Below are 18163 nucleotides of genomic sequence, written 5' to 3' on the forward strand. Positions count from 1 at the left end.
GATCTTGTTTTTAAAAGCAAAATCAAAAGATCGCAGCCTGCGGCAGCTCCTACACAGAGTTCTTGTTCAAACCAAGGGGATGAGTGCCCCTGGCGCCTGAATCACCCGACCCGCCAACCGATGCCCCGCCTCAGCCGCCTCGACCGGGCTCGCGCCCTTGAGGCGCGCAGCCAGGTACGCCGCACTGAACGAATCCCCGGCCGCCGTGGTATCCACCACCCGCTCGACTTTCTGCGCCGGCACTTCGAATGACTCGCCGCCACAACGAATCAGGCAGGCTTCGGCGCCGCGCTTGAGCACCACTTCAGGCGTGCCGATCTGCTCGTATGCTGCAAACACCGCCTGGCAATCGGCGAAATGGAACAGCGCCTGTTCGTCATCGACGGTCAGCAGAGCCAGGTCGACATAGGGCAACACCTTGCGGTACGCCACTCGCGCTTCCTCCACCGAGGCCCACAAACGCAGTCGGTAGTTGTTGTCGAAGACGATCCGCGCATTGCGCTGGCGGGCCTCGATCAAGATTTCCAGCAATTTTTCCCGCCCCTCGCCCAATACCGCGAGGGTGATGCCGCTAAAGTACAACACGTCGTAATCCGGCAGCGCAGCCAGGATCGGCGCGGCGGCCGGGGTGGTGAAGCAATCGCGCACCGCTGCTTCATTGCGCCAATAGAGAAAACGTCGCTCGCCGGCGGCGTCAGTCTGGATGCAATACAGCCCCGGTAAGCGACCGGGCAAGCGCTGGACCTTGCTCAGGCCAATGTTTTCGGCAGCCCAGCTCTGGCACATGGCATCGCTGAAACTGTCATCGCCCAGGGCCGTGACGTAATCCACCGAACCCGCCGTGCCCAGTTCGCGGGACAGGTAGACCGCCGTGTTCAAGGTATCGCCGCCGAAGCTTTGTTGCAGGCTGCCATCGGCGCGGTGTTGCAATTCGATCATGCATTCGCCGATCAGGGCGATGCGCGGGGTGTGGGGGCCCAGGGTGTTGAAGGTGTTCATGGGTGTGGGGTCTCCGGTATTGCGATGCTGTCTGTCAGGGCCCCTTCGCGAGCAGGCTCGCTCCCACATTGGAATGCATTCCCCTTGTGGGAGCGAGCCTGCTCGCGAAGGCCACGCCGCGGTCTCAAACCGGTTAGAAACAGGTTTCCATGGTCTCGATAACGTTCAATTGCTCATCCACCAGGCAACCCACGCGCCACTTGTCGAACGTCAGGCACGGGTGCGAAGTGCCGAACGAAATGATGTCGCCCACCCGCAAATCAACCCCCGGCGGCACGGTCATGAAGGCGTGCTGGTCCATCACGGCGGTCACCTTGCAAGCGCTCACATCATCGCCCTTGGCCGGAATGACACCGGCCCGGTAGCGCAGCAACGGCACCGGCAGGCCAGCGTCATAAGCCACGTCACGCTTGCCCAGGGCAATCACTGCAAAGCCTGGCTCCGGCAACGACTGCACATGTGCCCAGACCTCCAGCGCCGCACGCAAGCCCTCATGCAGATCACTGCGACGGTCGAGCACGCAGCATTGCGCTTCCTTGTAGATACCATGGTCGTGCGCCACATAGCTGCCGGGGCGCAAGACGCTGAGGAAACGCCCGCCAGCGTTCTGCGCCTCGAACTCTTCGGCGATCAAGTCATACCAGGCCGAACCTGAAGCGGTGATGATCGGCTTGGCAATCGCGAAGGCGCCGCTGTCCTGCAACTGCACGGCCAGACGCACCAGGGAGCCGGCGAACGCACGGATGCCACTCACCGCGTGATCTCCGTGGATCACCCCTTCGTACCCTTCGATCCCGGTCAGCGCCAAGGCCGGTTGTGCGGCGATGGCCTTGGCCAGGTCCAGCACTTGCTGTTCGCTGCGGCAACCGCAACGACCGCCGACCACGCCGTACTCGATCATCACGTTCAGGCGCACACCCCGTGAAGCGAAATAGGCGCCGAGGTCGGCGACGTTGTCCGGGTGATCGACCATGCAATAGAAGTCGAAGCCCGGATCAGCCAGAAGATCGGCTATCAACGCCATGTTCGGGGTGCCGACCAACTGGTTGGCCATCAACACCCGGCGCACGCCGTGGGCATAGGCCGCGCGGGTTTGCGTGGCGCTCGCCAGGGTAATGCCCCAGGCACCGGCGTCCAGTTGCCGGCGGAACAGCGCCGGGGTCATGCTGGTCTTGCCGTGGGGCGCAAGCTCGGCGCCGCTGTCGCTGACAAAGGCCTGCATCCAGCGGATGTTGTGTTCAAGCGCATCGCGATGCAGCACCAGCGCGGGCAGGCTGACGTCACGCACCAGGTGGGCGCCAGTGTGGGCAAAGCCCTTTTCAACGGCGGCAATATTCTTGGCAGAAGACATGGTCGAACTCCTCACAGTCGCGGCCGCGGGCAGCCGCTGTTAATCGTTGATGCGACGGGCCAGGTTGTTGGCGCTATCGATCAGCACCCGGCGGTAATCGCTGTAATGGGTCTTGGCATCGGCCCGCGGAGCGACGATGCACAGGGTGGCAATGGCCACGCCATCAGGGCCTTTGACCGGGGCGGCGAAGCAATGGGTAAAGGTGTCGGCCACGCTGTCGAAGGAGAAAAAGCCGTCGATGCCAGCTTGGCGGATTTCCTTGAGAAACTGTTCCAGCGGCAATCGTTCGCCGTTGGGCAGGATGAAGTCGTCGTGGTCGATCAGGTCGACGATTTCCTCGTCACTCAGGTGCGCCAGCAACAGGCGTCCGGACGCTGTCCAGGGAATGGGCGCGTTTTCGCCGATGTCCGAGGAAATGCGAAAATGCCGCTGGCCCTCCTTCATCAACGCCACGGTGTATTTGCGCCCGTTGAGCAAGCACATCTGCGCCGTTTCGTGAGTCTGGCTGACGATGTCCTGCAGGGCACGATCGGCTTCGCGGGTCAGGTCAAAATGGCGCAGGTGCGCTTGGCCAAGGAAGTACAGCTGGCGGCCGAGATAGACGTGACCGTCCTTGCCCACCGGTTCCAGGATGCGCCGTTCCAGCAACGAGGCCACCAGCTCATAGACCGTGGATTTCGGACTGCCGATGCCGTTGGCGATGTCGTTCGGGCGCAGGGGCTGGCCGATCTCCTTGAGGAAATCGAGGATATCGAACGCCCGGTCCAGACCGCGTGCCCGGCGCTTGATGGTGTCTTCGCTCATGTCAGTGGTTCCCAATCAAATTCGCCGGGGGGGTTTTGATCGTTCCCACTCTGGGAACGATCAGTGTCAAGTTCAGGCCTTTTTCTTGTACGCGATGCAGTCGATCTCGACCTTGCAGTCGACCATCATGTTCGCCTGCACACAGGCCCGGGCCGGTGCGTGTTCAGGCTTGAAGTACTCGGAGAAGACCTTGTTGAAACTGGTGAAATCCCGCGGATCTTCCAGCCATACGCCGACACGCACCACATCTTCCAGGCCATAACCTGCCTCTTGGAGAATCGCGACCAGGTTCTTCATGGTCTGGTGCGTCTGCTCGACGATGCCGCCAACAATGATCTCGCCCTCCACCGCCGGCACCTGCCCGGAGACGTGCAGCCAGCCATCGGCTTCAACGGCGCGGGCAAAAGGACGCGGCTGGCCACCCGCCGCGGTGCTGCCGGTGCCGTAACGAGTAATGCTCATGGGTGTTTCTCCTGAACTGAAAACCGAAGGATCAGAGATCTTCTGCGAGACCTCGAAGGCCAATTAATTCCGCTATACCGGAATACTGTTTGCAATAGCGGAATAAGCGGCAGAAAGTGTGCCACAGGTCGTGAAGGAAATAGTAGGGGGAGATTGAAAAGTGTTCTAAATCAGAAAATCCCTGCACGCCGCTTCGCGAGCAGGTCCGCTCCCTGTCGGGATGCGATTCCCTGCTCGCGAGGCGCCCTCAGGCTGGCGGTAAAATCAATTACACGTGCGCGCCAGGAACACCCGCGTTACCCGCCGCTCTTCTACCGACATGACGGTCAATCGCCAGCCGTCCCAGTCGTGGCTGTCACCGATCATCGGCAGTCGATCCAGCAGGCTCACCACCAGACCGGCCAGGGTTTGATAGTCTTCGGTCGGTTGTGCCGCGAATCCGGTGCGTTGACGCACACGCGCCAGGTTCAACGCGCCACTGACCACGAATCCGTCCTTCTCCTCGATCACGTCCGGGCCTTCGATTTCGCTGGCGTCGGGCAGCTCACCGGCAATCGACTCGAGGATGTCGGTCATGGTCAGCACGCCGACGAAGTCACCGAATTCGTTGACCACAAACGCGATGTGGGTCGAGGCCTTGCGCATTTGCTCCAGGGCATTGAGGATCGAGTAGCTGTCCAGCAGGTTGACGGCCTGGCGCGCCAGGTGGGCAAGATCAGGCTGGTTGCCGGCCAGGAAATCCTTCAACAGTTCCTTCTTGTGCACGAAGCCCAGCGGTTCATCCACCGCGCCGTCGCGAATCAGCGGCAGGCGCGAGTAGGACGAATGCATCAAACGCGTGCGAATGGTCTGCGGGTCGTCGGACAGGTCGATGTAATCGACGTCGGCACGCACGGTCATCAAGCCGCGGATAGGCCGCTCGGCCAGTTGCAATACCCCGCTGATCATCACCCGCTCACGACGGTCGAACAGTTCTTCGCTCTGCCCTTCGCCGTCGTCGAGCATGTCGGCGATTTCTTCACCGACTTCTTCCACCGCCAATTTGCGCCCGCCGAGCATGCGCATTACCGCGTGCGCAGTGCGTTCACGCATCGGTCGCAGGCCCTGCATCGAGCGTTTGCGTCGCGACCGGGCGATCTGGTTGAACACCTCGATCAGGATCGAGAAGCCGATGGCCGCGTACAGATAGCCCTTGGGAATGTGGAAGCCCAGGCCTTCGGCGGTCAAGGCAAAACCGATCATCATCAAAAAGCCCAGGCACAGCATGATCACCGTAGGGTGCGCGTTGACGAAGCGAGTCAACGGCTTGCTGGCGACGATCATCAGGCCGATGGAAATGATCACGGCGATCATCATCACCGACAATTCATCGACCATGCCCACCGCGGTAATCACTGCGTCAAGGGAGAACACCGCGTCAAGCACCACGATCTGCGCCACGATGGGCCAGAACAACGCGTAAGCCGTATTGGAAGTGCGCTCGCCGACATGGCCTTCGAGCCGTTCGTGCAGCTCCATGGTCGCCTTGAACAACAGGAACACACCACCAAACAGCATGATCAGGTCTCGACCCGAAAAGCTTTTGTCGAACACCTCGAACAGCGGCTGGGTCAGGGTCACCAACCAGGAAATACTCGCCAGCAGGCCCAGGCGCATCAACAACGCCAGGGACAGGCCGATGATACGCGCGCGATCGCGCTGTTCCGGCGGCAATTTGTCCGCCAAAATCGCAATGAACACCAGGTTGTCGATACCCAGTACCAGCTCCAGCACAATCAACGTCAACAAGCCCAGCCACGCGGTGGGGTCAGCTAACCATTCCATGTAAATGTCTCGATCTATTCAGTGAATTCAGAATGCCAGGCACGGCAAGGCGCGGCGCAGAGGCCGGGTAAATGCAATGACAGGGAGATCGGGGTGCCAGAAGACCGGATGTTTCACGTGCAGCAAGACCGCGCGTTGGCGCGAGGGGAAAGGATAACTGGGGGGCTCCGTAAGGGCGTTCATGCAAGTCCTGAAAAGGAAAAAGGACTTGAATCGTACAGTCGACATGGGCAATTCCTACAGCCCGAAATTATTTCAAGATCTGTAGCAGGTCTGTGAATTGCCGCCGCTGACTGTAGGAACAAGCTGGCTCGTGATGCTTTCAACGGTTCTTCACACGTTCGATGTAACGCACAACCGCCGGGGATTTCTCGAACCGCCGATGAATCAACGCCAGCCACGACGATGCGTTGCAGTCGTTGATCTGGCGATAGACCACATTCGGCAAACTGACGTGGCCGACCACTGACTCCGGTACCACCGCCACGCCCTGCCCCAGGGAAACCAAGGCGATCACTGCCACCAACCCACCCGGTTGCGCCCCCAGTTTCGGCACGAACGCGCCCTGGGCGGCGACTTGCAACGTACCGACGACTTGCTCGGGAAGAATGAAGTTTTCGTTGTGCAAATGCGCCGAGTTGATGACCGGCAAGCGATTGAGCCATGAGTCCACCGACAGTGCCAAAACAAAGCCCTCATCACTCAGGCGCACACTCTCGACACCCTCGGGCAACGTCAACGGGCAACGGATGTAGCCCAGATCGAAACGTCCCTCAAGGATCATGTTCGGCAGGCTCGCCATTGGACTTTCCCGCACATTGAGGCTGACATCCGGGTATTGGCCGGCAAAACCCTGCACTTGCTTTTGCAGCAACCCCGAATACACCGCCGACGCGACATAACCCAGTTCGATGTGACCGATATCACCACGCCCGGCACGCTGTGCGTTGCGCTGCGCCGATTCGAACTGGCGCACTGTGGCCTCAGCTTCGATCACCAGCGCCGCACCGGCCTCGGTCAGGCTGACGTCCCGCACCTGGCGCAGAAACAGGCGTGCGCCCAGCTCCGCTTCCATGTCCTGGATTTGCCGGGTCAAGGTGGGTGGCGCGATACCCAACTGCTCGGCGGCGCGGGTGAAGTTGCGATGCCGGGCGACAGCCAGGAAGTAGCGAAAGTGGCGAATATCCATCGGTGCGTTAGCTCAAAGGTAATGAAGTGACGCTACGCGCCTAACAAAGGCGTCGCCAGCCGGCGATAAGCTGCACGGAACTTCACAGTAGAGAACCCCTGCCATGTCCGTCAAACCCCAGGTGAGCCCACGCCTGACCTTGTTAACCGCGTCGGCAGTGTGCTCGTTGATCGTGCTGGACACCAACATCGTGGCCGTTACCTTGCCCAGCATCGCTCGGGATCTGGGGGCGAATTTCGCTGACATTGAGTGGGTGGTCAGTGCCTACATGCTGGCCTTCGCCGCGTTGCTGTTGCCCGCGGGCAGCTTGGCAGACCGTTTTGGCCGGCAAAAAACCCTGATGTGGGGGCTGGGCATCTTCATTCTGGCCTCGATCGGCTGCGGCGCCGCACCGAACGCGCTGTTTCTCGACATCGCGCGCGCGATCAAGGGCGTCGGCGCGGCGCTGCTGTTGACCTCGGCACTCGCTTCCATCGGCCATACCTTCCACGATGAAGCCGAACGCGCCAAGGCCTGGGCGTTCTGGGGCGGTTGCATGGGCGTGGCCATGACGGCTGCGCCGACCCTGGGCGGGTTGATCACCGAGTACGTGGGTTGGCGCTGGATTTTCTACCTCAACCTGCCGATCAGCCTGTTCCTGATGCTCATGGTCTGGCGCGCGGTGCCGGAGTCTCGCGACGCCCAGGCCGCGCGTCTCGATCCGTGGGGCAGCCTGGCCTTCAGCGCCAGTTTGCTGTGCCTGATCTGGGGCCTGATCGAAGCCAATCGCATCGGCTGGAACAACCCCGTCACTTACGCCCGCCTGGTGGGTGGCGCCCTGTTGCTCGGCTTGTTCGTGGTGATCGAGCGTGTGCAACAGCGGCCGATGATCGACCTGCAACTGTTCCGTCATCCGCGTTTCATCGGCGCGTTGCTCGGCATGTTTTCCTATGCTGCGTGCGCCCAGGTGATGATGACGATGCTGCCGTTCTACTTGCAGAACGGCCTGGGTTTTAGCGCCAGCAGCGCAGGGTTGGGCATGCTGCCGTTTGCCGTGACCATGCTGATTTTCCCGCGCATCGGTGCACGCCTGGCGGGACGCGTGACGCCGGCGAACATGATGGCCATCGGACTCACCCTGGTGGGCAGCGGTAATTTGCTCAGCGCCTGGGCGGTCAACAGCGGCGGATACCTGCCCTTCGCCCTGGCGATTGCAGTCACGGGTGCCGGCGCCGGGCTGCTCAACGGCGATACGCAAAAAAACATCATGGCCTGTGTGCCTCGGGAGCGTACCGGCATGGCCTCGGGCATGAGTACGACCATGCGCTTCAGCGCGGTGATGCTGGCGATCGGTGTGTATGGCGCATTGCTGTCGGGACACAGCGAACGGCTGCTGCACGACCATCTGGCGGCACAGGGCGGGCAATGGCTCGAACACAGCCAGGGTGTCGCCTCGCGGGTGGTGGCCGGTGACATGCCGGCGGCCCTGAGTCTGTTGCCGGAAGTTGCGCGGCCGCTGGTCGAGCCGCTGGCGCGACAGGCGTTCGTGGGTGGGTTCAGTTTGTTGCTTTGGGTCGCGGGCCTGGCGGGGTTGCTGGGCGCACTGGTGGTCGGGACACTGATGCGCAATCCGATTCCAGCGCCCCGTACCGCCCTGACGCTTGAATAACGCGTACCTGGCGATTTCATCTTTGAATGTACAGCCGCCTTCGCGAGCAGGCTCGCTCCCACATGATCCCGGTGAGGCACAGATTCACCTTTGGGAGCGGGCTTGCCCGCGATGAGGCCCATAAGGGCGACACAGCACTTACCCCAGAACAAGCTCGTCGATATGCCGATACCCGGTTTGCAACTGCGCCGCCAACACCTTGCTGCGCCCAAGGCGAATCGGCCCGCGTTCGATGTCGATCACCAGCCCCGGACACTCGAGTGCGGGCAACGACGGCCACTCTTTCAAACGGCCATCGGTTATCACCAGCAAGCGCTGGTGTTCGGCCGGCAAGCGCTTTTGCCGCGCGGCAAGCCACAGTGCCGCATCACCCAGCGCCGCCAGCAACGGCGTACCGCCGCCCGCACCAAGTCCGTCGAGCCAATGGCGCAAACCGCTGGATGCCTTCAGTCCCTGCACCTGCCACTTCGGCGCTGCACCGCTGGCCGTCAGTAATGCCAGGCGCGCGCGCTGGCGGTAGGCATCGTCGAACAATTGCGCCAACAGGCCCTTGGCATCACTCAATGCCTGGTGGCGGCGGGTCGAAGCCGACGCGTCGACAATCACCAGCCACAGCTCATGTGCCGCGCGCGTGCGCTGCTGGAACAAGACATCCTGGCGCTGGCGTGGCCTTCCGTTGAGTAACGTGCCTGGCCAATTGATCGAGCCGCCATGGGACGCGTGACGTTTACCCTGTTTACCGTGATCGAGGCGTCCTGCACGAGGTCTGGCATTCGCCCCCACGTCCGATCGAGGGCGAATGCCTAGGGCTTTTTTGGCCAGCTCGGCACCTCTCGCCGCGCGCCGACCGGCAACACTTGAGCGGGCATCTCGCCCCATTGGCCCTGGCCTTCGCTCGGGTTGGGCTGTTGGCTGGATGGGGAATTGTTGGATTGTGGTGCCGATGGCGTGTGCTCGCGACGACGATGGCGCAAGGCAAATTCGGCGACCGCGTCGATATCCTCTTCGCCAATGGCTGTTGCACCGCGCCAGGCAGCATGGGCACGCGCCGCGCGCAACCAGACCAGGTCGGCGCGCAAGCCATCGACACCGGCGGCAAAGCAACGCTCGGTGATCTGCGCCAACGCTTCGTCGTCAAGGGGAATGTTCGCCAATGCACTGCGCGCTGTTTGGCAACGCTCACGCAACGACTGCTGCTGGCTCTCCCATTCGGCGCAGAACTGTTGTGGATCACTGTCGAAATCGAGGCGTCGACGAATGATTTGTCCGCGTTCGGTCGGTGCGGTGTGGCCACTGAGGGCGACGTTCAAGCCAAAACGATCGAGCAGTTGCGGGCGCAACTCGCCCTCTTCCGGGTTCATGGTGCCGATTAGCACGAACTTCGCCGAATGCCGATGGGAAATACCATCACGTTCAACCAGATTGGTGCCGCTGGCCGCCACATCGAGCAGCAGATCGACGAGGTGATCCGGCAGCAGATTCACTTCATCGACATAGAGCACGCCGCCGTCAGCCTTGGCCAGCACGCCGGGGGAAAATTGCGCCCGACCTTCACTCAGGGCCGCGTCGAGGTCGAGGGTGCCGACCAGGCGCTCTTCAGTTGCCCCCAGGGGCAAGGTGACGAATTGACCGCTGGCCAGCAGGTCCGCAAGACCACGGGCCAGGGTCGACTTGGCCATGCCACGCGGGCCTTCGATCAGCACACCACCGATTTTCGGGTCGATGGCGGTCAGATACAGCGCGAGTTTCAAATCGTCGGCGCCGACCACGGCGGAAAGCGGGAAATGGGGGGTGTCGGTCATTATCAGTACTCAGTCATGGTCGGGGTCAATACACGTTCCCCTGTGGGAGCGAGCCTGCTCGCGAAAGCGGTTTGTCAGTCAACGATAATGTTGATTGTGCTGGCCTCTTCGCGAGCAGGCTCGCTCCCACAGGGGTATTGCACTAGCTGTCTTCTTCTATATCCAGCAGCAAATTTTCCAAGGCCTCGCGATACGAACCCGGTTCTTTCCACATCCCCCGCTGTTGCGCTTCGAGCAAACGCTCGGTCATGTCGCGCAAGGCATGGGGGTTATGCTCGCGTACGAAATCCCGAGTGCCCGGGTCAAGTAGATAGGCATCGGCCAGCAACGCGTACTGGTGATCGTCGATCAACCGCGTGGTGGCGTCGAAGGCGAACAGATTGTCCACCGTCGCGGCCATTTCGAATGCGCCTTTGTAGCCGTGCCGCTTGACCCCGTCGATCCACTTTGGATTGGCCGCCCGGGAGCGGATCACCCGGTTCAGTTCTTCCTTCAGGGTGCGGATCTTCGGCAGGTCCGGCTGGCTGTGATCGCCGTGATAACTGGCCGCCGCCTCGCCACTCAGGCTTTCCACGGCAGCCAGCATGCCACCCTGGAATTGGTAGTAATCATTGGAATCGAGCAGGTCGTGCTCACGGTTATCCTGGTTTTGCAGCACCGCCTGTACCTGGCTCAGGCGCTGGGAAAACTGCTCACGGGCCACCGTACCTTCATCAGACCCGCCGTACGCGTAGCCACCCCAATTCAGGTAAACCTCGGCCAGGTCCTCGCGGCTTTGCCACAGGCGACCATCGATGGCGCCCTGCACGCCTGCGCCATACGCACCAGGCTTGGCACCGAAAATGCGCCAGCCGGCCTGCCGCCGTGCCGCGTCTTCATCCAGTCCCGATTGCAACAGCGCTTCACGCTCGGCGCGCACCTTGGCTGCCAGCGGATTCAAGTCATCCGGCTCATCGAGCGCGGCGACCGCTTGCACGGCCGCATCGAACAGGCGGATCAGGTTGGCGAAGGCATCGCGGAAGAAACCCGATACACGCAAGGTCACGTCCACCCGCGGACGATCAAGCAGGCTCAGCGGCAGAATTTCAAAGTCGTCCACCCGTTGACTGCCGGTGGCCCAAACCGGTCGCACGCCCATCAACGCCATGGCCTGGGCGATATCGTCGCCGCCGGTGCGCATGGTCGCAGTGCCCCAGACCGACAGGCCGAGCTGACGCAAATGATCACCATGGTCTTGCAGGTGACGTTCGAGAATCAGGTTGGCGGACTGGAAACCGATGCGCCACGCGGTGGTGGTGGGCAGGTTGCGTACGTCCACCGAATAGAAGTTGCGCCCGGTGGGCAGCACGTCCAGGCGACCGCGACTCGGCGCGCCACTGGGGCCTGCCGGGACGAACCGGCCGCCGAGGGCGTCGAGCAGGCCACGCATTTCTGCGGGGCCACAGGCATCCAGCCTGGGTGCTACCACTTCGCGCAAATGCTCGAGGATAGCGTTCACTTCAGTCCAGCAAGCCTCCTTTGGGAGGTTCTCACAGGGGGCATTCAACACCTGTGAAATAAGCTGTGCGGCGAACAGTTCGAGGCGTTCGCGGGTATCGCCCGTGGTGCGCCAGGGTTCACCGCTGACCGACAATAATTCGCCGGGACGCGGTCCGCTCCACGGCTCGGCCAGCGCGCAATCCAGTGGGTCGAAGCCCAGCGCGAACGCCTTGGCCAAGGCCCGCAGCACACTCGATTGCGCGCCACGGCCATCGCCCCGGGGAATGCGCAGCAGCGCCAGCAACGTATCGATGCGCAGCCTTCCGGCCGGCGACTCGCCAAAAACATGCAAGCCATCGCGGATCTGCGACTCTTTCAAGTCGCACAGGTAAGTGTCCAGGCGCGGCAGCCAGATCGCCGCATCGGCATCGCTATCGAGCTGATCGTCCAGTTGCAGTTCGCGGTCGATGTGGGTGTCCCGGACCAATTGCAGGATGTCGCGCTGCAGTTCCCGCGCTCGCCGTGGATCGAGCAATTGCGCTTCGTAGTATTCGTCGGCCAGCAACTCGAGATTACGCAGCGGGCCGTAGGTCTCGGCGCGGGTCAGTGGCGGCATCAGGTGGTCGATGATCACCGCTTGCGTGCGGCGCTTGGCCTGGGCGCCTTCACCCGGGTCGTTGACGATGAACGGATAGATGTTCGGCAACGGCCCGAGCAGCGCATCCGGCCAGCAGTGCTCCGACAACCCTACGCCCTTGCCCGGCAACCATTCCAGGTTGCCGTGCTTGCCCACGTGGATTACGCCGTGAGCGCCGTAGGTATTGCGCAACCAGAAATAGAACGCCAGGTAGCCATGGGGCGGCACCAGGTCCGGGTCGTGATACACCGCACTTGGATCGACCTGGTAACCCCGCGCCGGTTGGATGCCAACGAAGGTCAGGCCAAAGCGCAACCCGGCGATCATCATCCGCCCGCCACGACACATCGGATCACTGTCGGGCTCGCCCCAGCGCTCCAGCACGGCCTGGCGATTGACTTGCGGCAACGCGTTGAACATCAGCAGGTAATCGTCCATGGCCAGGCTTTGCTGGCACGGGCGTTGATCGAGGGTTTCGAGGTCGTTGCTGACACCGCCCAACAATTGCTGGATCAACGCGGTGCCGCTGGCAGGCAGATCGGCTGGCAGCGGATAGCCTTCTTTATGCAGCGCACGCAGGATATTCAAAGCCGCAGCCGGTGTATCGAGCCCGACGCCGTTGCCTATACGACCATCACGGGTCGGGTAATTTGCCAGAATCAGCGCTATGCGTTTTTCGCCATTGGGCAACCGCGCCAGATCGATCCAGCGCCGCGCCAGTTGCGCGACAAAGTCCATGCGTTCTGGCTGAGCGCGATAGCAGACCACGTCCGACTGACTGCGCTCGCTGCGCCAGGCCAGGTCCTTGAAGCTGATCGGCCGACTGATGATGCGCCCGTCCAGTTCCGGCAGCGCAATGTGCATCGCCAGATCGCGGGGGCCGAGGCCTTGTTCGCTGGCTCGCCAACCCGGTTCATTGTCTTGGGCGCAAATGGCCTGGATCACCGGGATATTGCGGCGAAATGGCCGCAAGTGCGGTGCCTCCGGACTGGATTGGGCGAAACCGGTGGTGTTGAGAATCACCCCCGCCTCGACTTCATCCAGCCAGTCCTCGACCACGGCAAGGCAGCCAGGCTCTTTCAGGCTGGCCAGCGCAATTGGCAACGGGTTAAGCCCCGCCGCCTGCAAGCGCTGACAGAAAACATCAATGAAAGCGGTATTCGCCGCTTGCAAATGCGAGCGATAGAACAGCACCGCCGCCACTGGCTGACCGCTCTGCCACTGGGCCCGCCAGTCGCTCAGCGCCGCAGGGCTTTTTTGTGGGTGGTAAATCGCCGTACGCGGCAAGGTGTGCGGCTCGGCCCAGGCGTAGTCGCGATCGAGCCAACGATTGGCCAGGCAACGGAAAAAGTCGAGGGCATTGCCCATGCCACCCTGACGCAGGAATTGCCAAAGCCGGTCGCGATCCCCAGCGCCCACGGTGCTCAGATCACTGAGCTCCGGGTCCGGTCGATCATCGCCCGGCACCAGGATCAGCTGTACACCCCGCTGCGACAACTCCACCAGCCGCTCGACGCCATAGCGCCAATAGGCAATGCCGCCGTGCAGCGAAATCAGGATGACCTTGGCATGGCGCAGGACTTCGTCGACATACAGATCAACTGATGCATGGTTCTGCACCTGCATCGGGTTGGCCAGGCGCACGCTTGGGTAGTCTTCGGGCAACTGCTGCGCCGCTTCGGCAAGCAACGCCAGGCTGGAGTCGCCGCTGCACAGGATAACCAGCTCGGCGGGGGTTTGCCCTAGGTCGGCAATGTTGTCATCCGACACGAATCCGCCGGGCTGGGTCCTGAGCAGGTGCATGGGTTACACGCTGAGCGCGGCGCGCAATTGCGCTTCGAGCGTTGTGGCGTCCAGCGCCTGGCCAATCAACACCAGACGGGTGGTGCGTGCTTCTTCAGCGCTCCACTGGCGGTCGAAATGCTTGTCGAATCGGGTGCCCACGCCCTGGATCAGCAGGCGCATCGGTTTGTTCGGGACCGCGGCGAAACCTTTGACGCGCAGGATGCCGTGCTGCACCACCAGTTGGGTCAGTGCATCCATCAGCAGGCTTTCGTCAGATGCCGGCAGTTCGATGGAGATTGAATCGAAGGCATCGTGGTCGTGATCGTCTTCGCCTTCATGGTGGTGATCGTGATGGCTGTGACGGCTGTCGATGTGTTCTTCGGACCCGGCACCGAGGCCGATCAACACGTCCAGCGGCAGGCGCCCGCTACTGGCTTCGATGACTTTCACCGCTGGCGGCAGTTCCTCGGCGACTTCCAGGCGTACGCGTGCCAGGTCTTCAGGGCTGATCAGGTCGGCCTTGTTGAGGATCACCAGGTCGGCGCTGGCCAACTGGTCGGCGAACAGCTCGTGCAAAGGCGATTCGTGATCCAGGTTCGGGTCGAGTTTGCGCATGGCGTCGACTTGATCCGGGAACGCGGCGAACGTGCCAGCCGCGACGGCCGGGCTATCGACCACGGTGATCACCGCGTCTACGGTGCAGGCACTGCGAATTTCCGGCCACTGGAAGGCCTGGACCAAAGGTTTTGGCAGGGCCAGGCCGGACGTTTCGATCAGGATGTGGTCTAGGTCGCCACGACGGGCCACCAGTTCGCGCATCACCGGGAAGAACTCTTCCTGTACGGTGCAGCACAGGCAGCCGTTGGCCAGTTCGTAGACACGGCCGTTGGCCTCTTCTTCGGTGCAACCGATAGAGCACTGCTTGAGGATTTCGCCGTCAATGCCCAGCTCGCCGAACTCGTTGACGATCACCGCGATGCGGCGGCCTTGGGCGTTGTCGAGCATGTGCCGCAGCAAGGTGGTTTTGCCCGAGCCGAGGAAGCCGGTGACGATGGTGACGGGGAGTTTGGCCAGTGTTTTCATCGGATGCCCTTTGGCAAGGTGGCGGGCATACGGGACGAGAACCGGCAACGCACACGCGCGCAGGAAGCGTTCGCCACCGGATCACCCCGCCCGGTTGTAGTGAGAATCTGTATCGAGGCAGGTCTCCTGGCTGACGGCTGGCCAGTCGTTGGACTGGCGGTTGCTGCGCCTTCCCGCGCGCGCCATGGCTGGCGCATGCAGTGGCATGGCAGAAACTGAACCGTTCACAGTTGCGGGGGCAGCCGCGGCATTGACCGCGTTCCCTTCTTAGCTTCGACAAACGCCGAAGAACCTCGAAAGCGCAAGGCTACGCATGGTATCGGGGCGGGTCAATGTTCACATGATTCCTGCGGTGCGCCCTTCGCGAGCAAGCCCGCTCCCACACTTGAGGGTCTGCCCTGAAGGAACTCGGTCAAATGTGGGAGCGGGCTTGCTCGAAGGGAACAACTCGATGTTCAAGTGAGAACCCTTGCCAATTGACGCCCGCCCCCCGCCCATGCTCTCCTACGCATCTTGTTACGGGTGCCCTTCACAGGGTGAAACGGGAAACCGGTGAATCATGTGCTTTACTTCAGGCCATGTCAGTCCGGTGCTGCCCCCGCAACGGTAAGCGAGTGAAGCGTCAGATCCACTGTGCCAATGCGGCATGGGAAGGTGACGCTGGAAGGTTCAGGCTAACGCCTGCGCCCCTCGTGAGCCCGGAGACCGGCCCGCAACACAAAGTGACCATCACCATCACTTCAATCAACAAACCCGCGGTGGGCGGGCGCTGTTCGGACTTCTGCGCGCTCGGTCGTGCGGAGTTCTGCTTGCGCTCTTATTCCCCGCTGACCGAACAGAGGGAAGCGCCATGTCGATTATCAGCAGCACCGGCCACAGCAATGCCGCCAGCAGCACCACTACCCTGTCCCAACGCCTGACCGCGGCGATTTTTGCGTCAATCCTCGGCGCCAGCCTGGTGTATTTCGCCGGTTTCTCGCACATCGAAGCAGTGCACAACGCCGCACACGATACGCGCCACAGTTCCGCGTTCCCGTGCCATTGAGACCTGTCGACATGATCAAGCGTATTGCGCAAACCGCAGGTTTCACCGGGTTGCTGGCCGCCCTGCTGCTGACCCTGCTGCAAAGCTTGTGGGTTTCACCGCTGATTTTGCAGGCCGAAACCTACGAACAATCAGGACCAGCAGCGGTTGAAGTTCATGAACACGCCGCTGGTGTAGCCGCACATACCCACGATGCCGAAGCCTGGGAACCGGAAGACGGCTGGCAGCGCGTGCTGTCGACCACTGGCGGTAACCTGGTAGTGGCGGTTGGTTTCGCCCTGATGCTCGCTGGTCTCTACACCCTGCGCGCGCCGACCAAAACCTCCCAGGGCCTGCTCTGGGGCTTGGCTGGCTACGCGACATTTGTGCTGGCGCCGACGCTTGGCCTGCCACCTGAGTTGCCGGGCACCGCGGCTGCCGATCTGGCGCAACGCCAACTCTGGTGGATCGGCACCGCCGCCTCCACCGCTGTCGGTATCGCCCTGATCGTGTTCAGCCGTCACTGGCTGATGAAAGTCCTTGGCGTGGCGATCCTTGCGGTGCCTCATGTGATTGGCGCTCCGCAACCGCAAGTGCACTCGATGCTCGCTCCAGAGGCACTGGAAACTCAGTTCAAGATCGCTTCGCAGCTGACCAACATGGCGTTCTGGCTGGCCCTGGGCCTGATCAGTGCCTGGTTGTTCCGCCGCAAAAGCGATGGTCAATACCCCGCATGACAGGCCTCAGCGCAGCGCCGACCCTGGTGGTCGGCCTGGGCTGCCAGCGTGGCTGCCCCGTCAGCACGTTGCGGGCACTGCTTGACCAGGCACTGCAGGCGCACCAGATCGAACTGCATCGGATCAAGGCCCTGGCCAGCATCGACTTGAAGCGCGACGAACCGGCGCTGAACGAACTGGCCGAACAGCTTGGGTTACAGATGATGTATTTCAGCAGTGAACAACTGGCGAGCTATCAACCCCGACTGAGCCATCATTCGGACATCGCCTTTGAACGCACCGGGTGCTATGGCGTAGCGGAAAGTGCCGCCCTGGCACTGGCCGAGCAACTGGCCAACGGCCCGGCTACATTGCTGATCCCACGCCAAAAATATGCCCAGGCTACCCTCGCATTGGCTGGCGCCGCGTAAAATCCCCGATAATCTGCGCATTCGATCATGAGCATTCTTCATCTGAAGCCTTGCCCAGCGTCCCTTTTCAACAGGAATCCTTAATGACGGTCTACTTCATTGGCGCAGGTCCCGGCGATCCCGAACTGATCACCGTCAAAGGCCAGCGGTTGATTCGCACCTGCCCGGTGATCATCTATGCCGGCTCGCTGGTGCCCGCCGCCGTGTTGGAAGGGCACTGCGCCGAACAGGTGGTCAACAGCGCCGAACTGCACCTGGAACAGATCATCGAACTGATCAAGACGGCCCATGCCAATGGCCAGGACGTGGCGCGCGTGCATTCCGGTGACCCGAGCCTGTACGGCGCAATAGGCGAGCAGATACGCCACCTGCGAGAACTCGGCATCCCTTTTGAAATAGTCCCCGGCGTGACCGCCACGGCCGCCTGCGCTGCGCTTCTGGGCGCGGAACTGACCTTGCCGGACGTTTCGCAGAGCGTGATCCTGACACGCTACGCCGACAAGACCGAGATGCCCGCGGGCGAGGAACTGGGCAGCCTGGCGCAACACGGGGCGACCATGGCGATTCATTTGGGGGTCAAACACCTGCAGAAAATCCTGGCCGAACTGCGGCCGCATTACGGCGCAGACTGCCCAATTGCGGTGATTCACCGGGCGACCTGGCCGGATCAGGACTGGGTGGTGGGGACGCTTGAGGACATTGCCGACAAGGTGGAAGCCAAGGGGTTTCGGCGCACGGCGCTGATTCTTGTGGGTCGGGTGCTGGGCAGTGAGCAGTTCAGCGAGTCGTCGCTGTATCGTGCGGGGCATGCGCATCTCTACAGGCCATGATGATCGTTCCCACGCTCTGCGTGGGAATGCAGCCCGGGACGCTCTGCGTCCCCTCTAAAGCCGAACGCGGAGCGTCCGATGAGGCATTCCCACGCAGAG

The 18163-nt window shown here is 62.0% G+C and carries 15 protein-coding genes and 2 riboswitches; of the genes, 5 read left to right on the forward strand and 10 right to left on the reverse strand.

Annotation, left to right across the window (positions count from 1 at the left end):
• Positions 1-66: 66 nt before the first annotated feature.
• The 6 genes from PG5_RS02090 to PG5_RS02115 all read right to left on the reverse strand — a co-directional run bounded on the left by PG5_RS02090 (position 67) and on the right by PG5_RS02115 (position 6629).
• On the reverse strand, positions 67-999 hold the full coding sequence (locus PG5_RS02090; protein ID WP_020795429.1) for a sugar kinase: 933 nt from the start codon (positions 997-999) through the stop codon (positions 67-69).
• Between the two features lie 133 nt (positions 1000-1132).
• Positions 1133-2350 carry an amino acid deaminase gene (locus PG5_RS02095; protein ID WP_020795430.1) on the reverse strand — a complete coding sequence of 406 codons (1218 nt, stop codon included), beginning with the start codon at positions 2348-2350 and terminating at the stop codon, positions 1133-1135.
• Positions 2351-2389: 39 nt separating this feature from the next.
• Positions 2390-3154 carry an IclR family transcriptional regulator gene (locus tag PG5_RS02100; RefSeq protein WP_020795431.1) on the reverse strand — a complete coding sequence of 255 codons (765 nt, stop codon included), beginning with the start codon at positions 3152-3154 and terminating at the stop codon, positions 2390-2392.
• 72 nt (positions 3155-3226) lie between these two features.
• Positions 3227-3616 carry a RidA family protein gene (locus tag PG5_RS02105; protein ID WP_020795432.1) on the reverse strand — a complete coding sequence of 130 codons (390 nt, stop codon included), beginning with the start codon at positions 3614-3616 and terminating at the stop codon, positions 3227-3229.
• Positions 3617-3880: 264 nt separating this feature from the next.
• Positions 3881-5440 (reverse strand): TerC family protein, encoded by a 1560-nt coding sequence (locus tag PG5_RS02110; protein ID WP_020795433.1) that lies wholly within the window; start codon positions 5438-5440, stop codon positions 3881-3883.
• Between the two features lie 322 nt (positions 5441-5762).
• Complete coding sequence (locus tag PG5_RS02115) at positions 5763-6629, reverse strand: LysR family transcriptional regulator (RefSeq protein WP_020795434.1); 867 nt, start codon at positions 6627-6629, stop codon at positions 5763-5765.
• Positions 6630-6732: 103 nt separating this feature from the next.
• Between PG5_RS02115 and PG5_RS02120 the strand changes: the two genes are divergently transcribed.
• On the forward strand, positions 6733-8277 hold the full coding sequence (locus PG5_RS02120; RefSeq protein ID WP_020795435.1) for an MFS transporter: 1545 nt from the start codon (positions 6733-6735) through the stop codon (positions 8275-8277).
• A gap of 138 nt (positions 8278-8415) precedes the next feature.
• On the opposite strand, the gene PG5_RS02125 is transcribed toward PG5_RS02120, so the two are convergent.
• The 4 genes from PG5_RS02125 to cobW all read right to left on the reverse strand — a co-directional run bounded on the left by PG5_RS02125 (position 8416) and on the right by cobW (position 15063).
• Positions 8416-9060 carry a VWA domain-containing protein gene (locus tag PG5_RS02125; protein WP_042955210.1) on the reverse strand — a complete coding sequence of 215 codons (645 nt, stop codon included), beginning with the start codon at positions 9058-9060 and terminating at the stop codon, positions 8416-8418.
• A gap of 20 nt (positions 9061-9080) precedes the next feature.
• A complete protein-coding gene (locus PG5_RS02130) occupies positions 9081-10079 on the reverse strand; it encodes an ATP-binding protein (RefSeq protein ID WP_020795437.1) in 999 nt (332 codons plus the stop codon).
• A 142-nt stretch (positions 10080-10221) separates the two neighbouring features.
• Entirely contained in the window at positions 10222-13998 is a 3777-nt protein-coding gene (gene cobN, locus PG5_RS02135; protein ID WP_020795438.1) for a cobaltochelatase subunit CobN, read from the reverse strand.
• 3 nt (positions 13999-14001) lie between these two features.
• Positions 14002-15063: a cobalamin biosynthesis protein CobW gene (gene cobW / locus PG5_RS02140; protein ID WP_020795439.1), complete on the reverse strand. Its 1062-nt coding sequence runs from the start codon at positions 15061-15063 to the stop codon at positions 14002-14004.
• Positions 15064-15161: 98 nt separating this feature from the next.
• Positions 15162-15374: riboswitch (cobalamin riboswitch) on the reverse strand.
• 192 nt (positions 15375-15566) lie between these two features.
• A riboswitch (cobalamin riboswitch) is annotated at positions 15567-15792 on the forward strand.
• Between the two features lie 121 nt (positions 15793-15913).
• Here cobW and PG5_RS02145 point away from each other — a divergent pair.
• From PG5_RS02145 to cobM, 4 genes are all read left to right on the forward strand, one after another.
• A complete protein-coding gene (locus tag PG5_RS02145; protein ID WP_020795440.1) occupies positions 15914-16108 on the forward strand; it encodes a CbtB domain-containing protein in 195 nt (64 codons plus the stop codon).
• 11 nt (positions 16109-16119) lie between these two features.
• Positions 16120-16824, forward strand: a complete 705-nt coding sequence (locus tag PG5_RS02150) for a CbtA family protein (RefSeq protein ID WP_020795441.1) — start codon at positions 16120-16122, stop codon at positions 16822-16824.
• Positions 16821-17234 (forward strand): cobalamin biosynthesis protein, encoded by a 414-nt coding sequence (locus PG5_RS02155; protein WP_020795442.1) that lies wholly within the window; start codon positions 16821-16823, stop codon positions 17232-17234. Before PG5_RS02150 ends, PG5_RS02155 begins: the two co-directional genes overlap by 4 nt.
• An 83-nt stretch (positions 17235-17317) precedes the next feature.
• Complete coding sequence (gene cobM, locus PG5_RS02160; protein ID WP_020795443.1) at positions 17318-18064, forward strand: precorrin-4 C(11)-methyltransferase; 747 nt, start codon at positions 17318-17320, stop codon at positions 18062-18064.
• The last annotated feature ends 99 nt before the right edge of the window (positions 18065-18163 follow it).

The organism is Pseudomonas sp. G5(2012) (assembly GCF_000408945.1).
GTDB lineage: Bacteria > Pseudomonadota > Gammaproteobacteria > Pseudomonadales > Pseudomonadaceae > Aquipseudomonas > Aquipseudomonas umsongensis.